This is a genomic window from Candidatus Methanoprimaticola sp. MG2, assembly GCF_047501175.1.
Taxonomy (GTDB): Archaea; Thermoplasmatota; Thermoplasmata; order Methanomassiliicoccales; family Methanomethylophilaceae; genus Methanoprimaticola.
Window position 1 is genome coordinate 242,897 of the sequence record NZ_JBEQWH010000003.1, and the last position, 6,348, is coordinate 249,244.

A 6,348-nucleotide genomic window follows, 5' to 3' on the forward strand; every position below is an offset into this window, starting at 1 on the left:
GATGGATGCCGACCGCAGCATCATGAGGGAGACGTCCAGAGGGTTCGAGAGGTATTACAATCCGAAGCTCCACGGCGAGATCCGCCTGGACACCAACACCAACGTCCTCGGGTCCAATCCCGCCGCCGCGGAATACCTCCGCACCCACACGTGGGACCTCAACGGATATCCCGACACGTACTCGGGCGGACTCAGGGAGGCCCTCGGGGAACTGTACGGCCTGAACCCGGACAACATCATAGCCGGGAACGGATCAGACGAGATGCTGGACGTCATCTTCAAGACATTCACCAACTGGGGGGACGACACCGCCGTGCCCTTCCCCTCGTACTCTCTCTACGACTACTTCGTCAAGAGCAACGGCGGGAAGGCGATAATGGTCGACCTCACCGACGACTTCCAGCTGGACGTCGATGCCCTCGTCAGGACGAAGGCGAAGGTCACCATAGTCCCGTCCCCCAACAACCCCACCGGGAACTGCTTCAGGAGGAAGGACCTGGAGGACCTGGTGTCCAGATTCGATGGCATAGTCGTCATAGACGAGGCGTACTCGGAGTACTCCGGCAACGGGTTCATCGACAGGGTCGACGAGTTCGACAACCTGATCGTCACCAGGACGTTCTCCAAGGCGTACGCCATGGCCGCGCTCCGCGTTGGATACGTCGCATCGAACGCGAAGCTCTCCGAGATGATGATGTGCGTCAAGATCCCGTACTCGCTGAACTCCATCAGCGAGGGGGCGGCCATCGCCGCGGTCAAGGACCAGGGATTCATCAGGAGGAGCGTCGAGCTCGTCACCGAACAGAGGCCCAAGCTCATCAAAGGACTCGAGAAGCTGGGATTCGAGGTGTTCCCCTCGGACTCCAACTTCGTCCTCGCCCGTTCGCCCATCGACCACAAGGTCCTGGTGGACGGGTTGAAGGCGCGCAACGTCCTGATCAGGGACTTCGGGTCCAAGCGCAGGACAGAGAACTGCGTCAGACCCACCGTCGGCACCGAGGAGCTCAACACGCTGCTCCTGGAGAGGACGGAAGAGGTGATCGACGAATGCCACTGAACATAACGCTCGCCGACTACGGGGTCGGGAACCTGTACTCCATAAAGCGCTCGCTGGAGAACTGCGGCGCCGAAGTGGACGTGGTCACGGACATGAGACACCTGCTGGAGGCGGATTGCATCGTCCTCCCGGGCGTCGGGGCGTTCGACAGGACCATGGAGAGGCTCCAGCCCTACCGCGAGCGGATCTGCGAGAGGCTCGCGGCAGGGACGCCGACCCTCGGGATATGCATAGGCATGCAGATCCTGTACGAGGGCAGCGCCGAGGGTACCACCCCCGGACTGGGATTCTTCAAGGGCCGCGACGTGCCGCTCGTGGGAAAGGTCGTCCCGCACATGGGCTGGAACAGCGTCGTATCGGACGACCCCCTCATGGACGGGGTGTCCGACCCGCACTTCTACTTCGCCCACTCGTTCCGCGGATGTCCCGATGAGGACATCGTCAGGGGGACCACCGGATACGACGGCTCGGACATCCCCACCTTCTTCCGGAAGGCCAACGTGTACGGCACGCAGTTCCATCCCGAGAAGAGCAGCACCTCCGGGATGACGTTCCTCAGGAACTTCATCTCCTTCGCGGAGTCGGTGCTATGAGGATAATACCCGCGGTCGATGTGATGGACCACCAGGTGGTGCAGCTCGTCGGAGGGGTTCCGGGAAGCCAGCAGATCACCATGCCGGACCCGCTCTCCGTGGCGGAGATGTGGATATCCAAGGGTGCGGAGTACCTCCACCTCGTGGACCTGGACGCGGCCTTCGGGAAGGAGGGCAACATACCGGTCTTCACCAGGATAATCAAGGAATGCGGGGTGCCTGCGGAGATCGGAGGGGGGATACGCTCCACCGGGACCGTGGACGAGCTCATCGCAGCGGGTGCGGACCGCGTGGTCGTCGGCACCAAGGCGGTGAAGGAGCCCGAATGGCTCATCTCCATCGCGGACCGTCATCCCGGCAGGATCGTCCTGTCCCTGGACACCAAGGGAGGGCGCATCGCGATCAAGGGGTGGCAGGAGTCCGCGGCGATGACCGTCGAGGAGATGTTCGACCTCATAAGGGACGTCCCGCTGGCCGGGGTCCTCAACACCAACGTGGACGTAGAGGGACAGCGCAAAGGGATCGACGAGAGACAGGCACGCGAGTTCATCGCAGGCTGCCCCTGCCCGGTCATAGCCTCCGGGGGCGTCACGTCCAAGAGGGACGCTGACATCCTGGCGGACGCCGGCGCGGAGAGTGCGGTCGTCGGCCTGGCCCTGTACACCGAAGTGGTGAGGCCCTGGGAGTGGGAGACCCCCTGGCGCGCCTGACCCATCGAAAAGGTTAACTGAAAAACCCGACGATACCGGATGAGATTCCCATGAAGATGCCCTGCGAACTGATAGTCACCCACATCCTTCCCACCGCCCGCGGAGCGATAGCCAAGGAGCTGGTCACCAACCACAAGATGACCCAGACCCAGGTGGCGAAGATCTTCGGTGTCACCAGCTCGGCCGTATCGCAGTACATCAAGGGGATGCGCGGCGGCAACAACCTGATCGACCGCAGCGCATACCGCGAGGACTTCTACAAGATGATCGCCGACACCGCCACCGCCATAGCCAACGGCGACGATGTCACCGAATCTCTCTGCAACGTGTGCACGTTCGTGAAGGAGAGCGGCCTGCTCCGCGCCCTGTACGTCTTCGAGGGGTACAGCGGGGAGCTCGGCATCTGCTACGACTGCCCCCGCCACAACATAGTTCTTCCCGACGCGTCGTGACGCGCCTGCGCGCACATTAATATTGGTCGGACCATTCATCGAACGTTATCATGACCGCGAGGAAGGCCGAAATCGAGCGCAGCACCAGGGAGACCCGGATATCCGTGTCCCTGGACATCGACGGAACGGGCAGGTTCGATGTCACCAGCGACATCCAGTTCCTGAAACACATGACGGAGACGCTCGCCAGGTACGCGTCATTCGACCTTACCATGAGCGCCGAGGGGGACAACGATCACCACATCATCGAGGATGCGGCGATAACCATCGGCAAGGCCCTCAGACAGGCAGTCGGGGACGGACCCATAGAGAGGATGGCGACCGCGGTGGTCCCAATGGATGACGCACTGGTCATGGCATCCCTCGACCTGGTGGACCGCCCATATGCCGACGTGGACCTACCGGACCCAATCTACACCCACTACATGAGGAGCCTGGCCATGTCCGCGGGCATGACCATCCACATCGTCGTCATACGCGGATTCGACGAGCACCACATCGTCGAAGCGGCGTTCAAGGCTGTGGGCAAGGCCCTGTCCCAGGCGGTCAGGAGAAGGGACGTGGAGCTCAGCACAAAGGACCGCGAGATAATAGGGTGAACACATGCTTACCAAAAGGATCATTCCGTGCCTTGACGTGAAGAACGGCAAGGTCGTCAAGGGCATCAACTTCAAAGGACTGAAGGAGGTCGGGAACCCTCCGGCCATGGCCGTGGAGTACGAGAAGCAGGGGGCCGACGAGATCACCTTCCTCGACATCACCGCGTCCCTCGAGACGAGGCAGACCATGCTCGACATAGTCTCGGAGACCGCCAAGAACCTCTTCGTCCCCCTCACGGTCGGAGGGGGCATCAGGTCCCTGAACGACATGAGGGACGCCCTCAACGCCGGGGCTGACAAGGTCTCGGTGAACTCCGCGGCCGTGAAGGACCCGTCCATCATATCGGAGTGCGCGGAGAGCTTCGGCAGGCAGTGCGTGGTCATCGCGGTGGACGCGAAGCGCGTAGGCGACCACTGGGAGGTCTTCACGCACGGAGGCACCAAGAGCGCCGGCATCGATGCCATCGAATGGGCGAAGAGAGCCGAGGACCTAGGGGCCGGGGAGATCCTGCTCACGTCCATGGACACGGACGGCGTGAAGAACGGGTACGACCTGGACCTCACGGCCGCCGTCGCGGACGAGGTCAGCATCCCGGTCATAGCGTCCGGAGGGTGCGGGAGCGTGGAGCACATCTACGACGTGTTCTCCCAGACGGGCGCGTCCGCTGCACTGGCCGCGTCCATATTCCACTACAACGAGTACACCGTGGGAGAGGTCAAGCAGTACCTCCGCGACAGGGGGGTCGAGGTCAGATGACCGAACTCAGGTTCGATGACAAGGGCCTCATCACCGTCGTCGTCCAGGACTACGTCACCAACGAGGTGCTGATGGTCGCATGGGCCAACGAGGAGGCGGTCAGGCTCATGAAGGAGACCGGCTACACCCACTTCTGGTCGAGGAGCAGGCAGAAGCTCTGGAAGAAGGGCGAGGAGTCCGGACACCTCCAGAGGATCAAATCGCTCCAGGTGGACTGCGACGGGGACACCCTCCTCGCGAGGGTGGAGCAGGTCGGAGGCATCGCCTGCCACCTCGGCAACCCCTCGTGCTTCGACGAGACGATATACGGCAGCATGGAGGAGACCATGGCGATCGTCCCGGAGCTCAAGCGCGTCCTCATAGACAGATTGGAGAACCCGTCCGACGAGAGCTACACCTGCAAGCTCTACAACGACGAGACCAGGATGTGCAAGAAGATCATCGAGGAGGCCGGGGAGTTCGCCCTCGCCATCAAGGACAAGGAGACGGACGAGATGGCATGGGAGCTCGCGGACATGATCTACCATACCATGGTCGCGATCGAGAAGACCGGACTGCCCATGTCCGAGGTCTACAGGAAGCTGTGGGAGAGGGCCCAATGAGAGCCGACCTCCACACCCACACCGTCTACAGCGACGGGGAGCTCATACCCGCCGAGCTCGTCAGGAGGGCCATGGTCCTCGGACACGACGTCATCGCGATCACCGACCATGTGGACATGACGAACGTGGAGTTCGTGGCATCCAACGTGGCCAAGGCCGTGGAGCTCGTGGAGGACTACATCAAGGTCATCCCGGGTGTGGAGATCACCCATGTCCCTCCGTCGAAGATCGACAAGGTCGCCAGGATGGCCCGCAAGCACGGGGCGGAATGGGTCGTCGTCCACGGGGAGACCGTGACGGAGCCCGTCGCCCCGGGGACCAACCGCGCATCCGCGGAGAACCCCGAGATAGACATCCTGGCACATCCCGGTTTCATCACCATCGAGGAGGCCCAGATCGCGAGCGACAACGGGGTCATCCTGGAGGTCACCGGACGCATGGGCCACAACATCACCAACGGGCACGTCGTCAACGTGGCGAGACAGGTCGGCGCCAGCATGGTCGTGGACTCGGACACCCACGCACCGGAGAACCTCATGACCGAGGAGGCCGCACTGACTGTGGCGCTCGGGGCGGGGATGACCGTCGAGGAGGCAGAGAAGGCACTGCATGTGACCCCCTATGAGGCGATCAGGCACATCGCCTGACGCCCGACCGGGGACCGTCGGGATCGTCCGGCGTGACACATGCCGGGCGGATTCCTTTATACTCCTAAGATATTGGGCGGAGCATGCCTATGCTAGCGATCATCGGAGGCACCGGGATCTACAATCCCGACACGTTCGAGAAGACAGGGGAGGTATTCCCCGACACTCCCTACGGGAAGCCCTCCGACCCCATCCTCATCGGAAGGATCAACGGCGTCGAGGTCGCATTCCTCTACCGCCACGGGAAGGAGCACCAGCACCCTCCCTCCGCAGTCCCCTATAGGGCGAACATCTGGGCGCTCAAGGAGCTCGGATGCAAATACGTCATCTCCGCATGCGCGGTCGGCTCCCTCCAGGAGGAGTTCGCACCTGGAGACCTGGTCATCGCGGACCAGTTCATCGATTTCACCAAGAAGCGCGACTACACCTATTTCGACGACAGGACCGTCCACATCTCCATCCCCGACCCGTTCTGTTCCTATCTGAACGGGATCTTCAACGATGCCGCGGAGGAGCTCGGGATCAACCACCACCTCGGAGGCACCTACCTCTGCATCGAGGGACCCAGATTCTCCACCAGGGCCGAGAGCAACATGTTCAGGCACTTCGCGGACATCATCGGGATGACCGTGGTCCCCGAGTGTCAGCTCGCCAGGGAGCTGGGCATGTGCTACTGCAGCCTAGCCACCATAACGGACTACGACATGTGGAAGGACGAGCCTGTGGACATCGACATGGTCAACAAGACCATGTCCGAGTGCCTTGACAATGTCCTGAGACTCCTCGAGCTCGGACTCCCCAGGATAAGGGACTCCTGCACCGAGTGCATCGAAGCCGCAAAGGGCTGCGGAGCCATCTGATATCGGATATCGAAACCCCTTTGTTAAGTTGAAAAAAAGCGGCTCAGACCAAGGATGGGTTAGGGTGTATA

At 61.9% G+C, this 6,348-nt stretch carries 9 protein-coding genes; all 9 read left to right on the forward strand.

The window, feature by feature from the left end; genetic code table 11:
* The first annotated feature begins 1 nt into the window (after position 1).
* The 9 genes from hisC (at position 2) to mtnP (ending at position 6,277) form a co-directional block, all read left to right on the forward strand.
* Positions 2-1,057 (forward strand): histidinol-phosphate transaminase, encoded by a 1,056-nt coding sequence (hisC, locus tag V5D86_RS03675; RefSeq protein WP_414595343.1) that lies wholly within the window; start codon positions 2-4, stop codon positions 1,055-1,057.
* Positions 1,048-1,650 carry an imidazole glycerol phosphate synthase subunit HisH gene (gene hisH / locus V5D86_RS03680; protein ID WP_414595344.1) on the forward strand — a complete coding sequence of 201 codons (603 nt, stop codon included), beginning with the start codon at positions 1,048-1,050 and terminating at the stop codon, positions 1,648-1,650. Before hisC ends, hisH begins: the two co-directional genes overlap by 10 nt.
* Positions 1,647-2,360 (forward strand): HisA/HisF-related TIM barrel protein, encoded by a 714-nt coding sequence (locus V5D86_RS03685; protein WP_414595345.1) that lies wholly within the window; start codon positions 1,647-1,649, stop codon positions 2,358-2,360. Before hisH ends, V5D86_RS03685 begins: the two co-directional genes overlap by 4 nt.
* 50 nt (positions 2,361-2,410) lie before the next feature.
* Positions 2,411-2,812, forward strand: a complete 402-nt coding sequence (locus V5D86_RS03690) for a transcriptional regulator (RefSeq protein WP_414595346.1) — start codon at positions 2,411-2,413, stop codon at positions 2,810-2,812.
* A 50-nt stretch (positions 2,813-2,862) separates the two neighbouring features.
* A complete protein-coding gene (locus V5D86_RS03695) occupies positions 2,863-3,411 on the forward strand; it encodes an imidazoleglycerol-phosphate dehydratase (protein WP_414595347.1) in 549 nt (182 codons plus the stop codon).
* Between the two features lie 4 nt (positions 3,412-3,415).
* The gene (gene hisF / locus V5D86_RS03700) at positions 3,416-4,168 is read left to right on the forward strand and encodes an imidazole glycerol phosphate synthase subunit HisF (RefSeq protein WP_414595348.1); all 753 of its coding nucleotides are present in this window, start codon (positions 3,416-3,418) and stop codon (positions 4,166-4,168) included.
* The gene (gene hisIE / locus V5D86_RS03705; protein WP_414595349.1) at positions 4,165-4,770 is read left to right on the forward strand and encodes a bifunctional phosphoribosyl-AMP cyclohydrolase/phosphoribosyl-ATP diphosphatase HisIE; all 606 of its coding nucleotides are present in this window, start codon (positions 4,165-4,167) and stop codon (positions 4,768-4,770) included. Before hisF ends, hisIE begins: the two co-directional genes overlap by 4 nt.
* Positions 4,767-5,417: a histidinol phosphate phosphatase domain-containing protein gene (locus V5D86_RS03710; protein ID WP_414595350.1), complete on the forward strand. Its 651-nt coding sequence runs from the start codon at positions 4,767-4,769 to the stop codon at positions 5,415-5,417. Before hisIE ends, V5D86_RS03710 begins: the two co-directional genes overlap by 4 nt.
* An 83-nt stretch (positions 5,418-5,500) precedes the next feature.
* Positions 5,501-6,277: an S-methyl-5'-thioadenosine phosphorylase gene (gene mtnP / locus V5D86_RS03715; RefSeq protein WP_414595351.1), complete on the forward strand. Its 777-nt coding sequence runs from the start codon at positions 5,501-5,503 to the stop codon at positions 6,275-6,277.
* Positions 6,278-6,348: the final 71 nt, after the last annotated feature.

Bases quoted from the DNA above. Each gene is read 5' to 3' on its own strand.
- hisC (WP_414595343.1), top strand. From the start codon at position 2: ATGGATGCCGACCGCAGCATCATGAGGGAGACGTCCAGAGGGTTCGAG.
- hisH (WP_414595344.1), top strand. From the start codon at position 1,048: ATGCCACTGAACATAACGCTCGCCGACTACGGGGTCGGGAACCTGTAC.
- V5D86_RS03685 (WP_414595345.1), top strand. From the start codon at position 1,647: ATGAGGATAATACCCGCGGTCGATGTGATGGACCACCAGGTGGTGCAG.
- V5D86_RS03690 (WP_414595346.1), top strand. From the start codon at position 2,411: ATGAAGATGCCCTGCGAACTGATAGTCACCCACATCCTTCCCACCGCC.
- V5D86_RS03695 (WP_414595347.1), top strand. From the start codon at position 2,863: ATGACCGCGAGGAAGGCCGAAATCGAGCGCAGCACCAGGGAGACCCGG.
- hisF (WP_414595348.1), top strand. From the start codon at position 3,416: ATGCTTACCAAAAGGATCATTCCGTGCCTTGACGTGAAGAACGGCAAG.
- hisIE (WP_414595349.1), top strand. From the start codon at position 4,165: ATGACCGAACTCAGGTTCGATGACAAGGGCCTCATCACCGTCGTCGTC.
- V5D86_RS03710 (WP_414595350.1), top strand. From the start codon at position 4,767: ATGAGAGCCGACCTCCACACCCACACCGTCTACAGCGACGGGGAGCTC.
- mtnP (WP_414595351.1), top strand. From the start codon at position 5,501: ATGCCTATGCTAGCGATCATCGGAGGCACCGGGATCTACAATCCCGAC.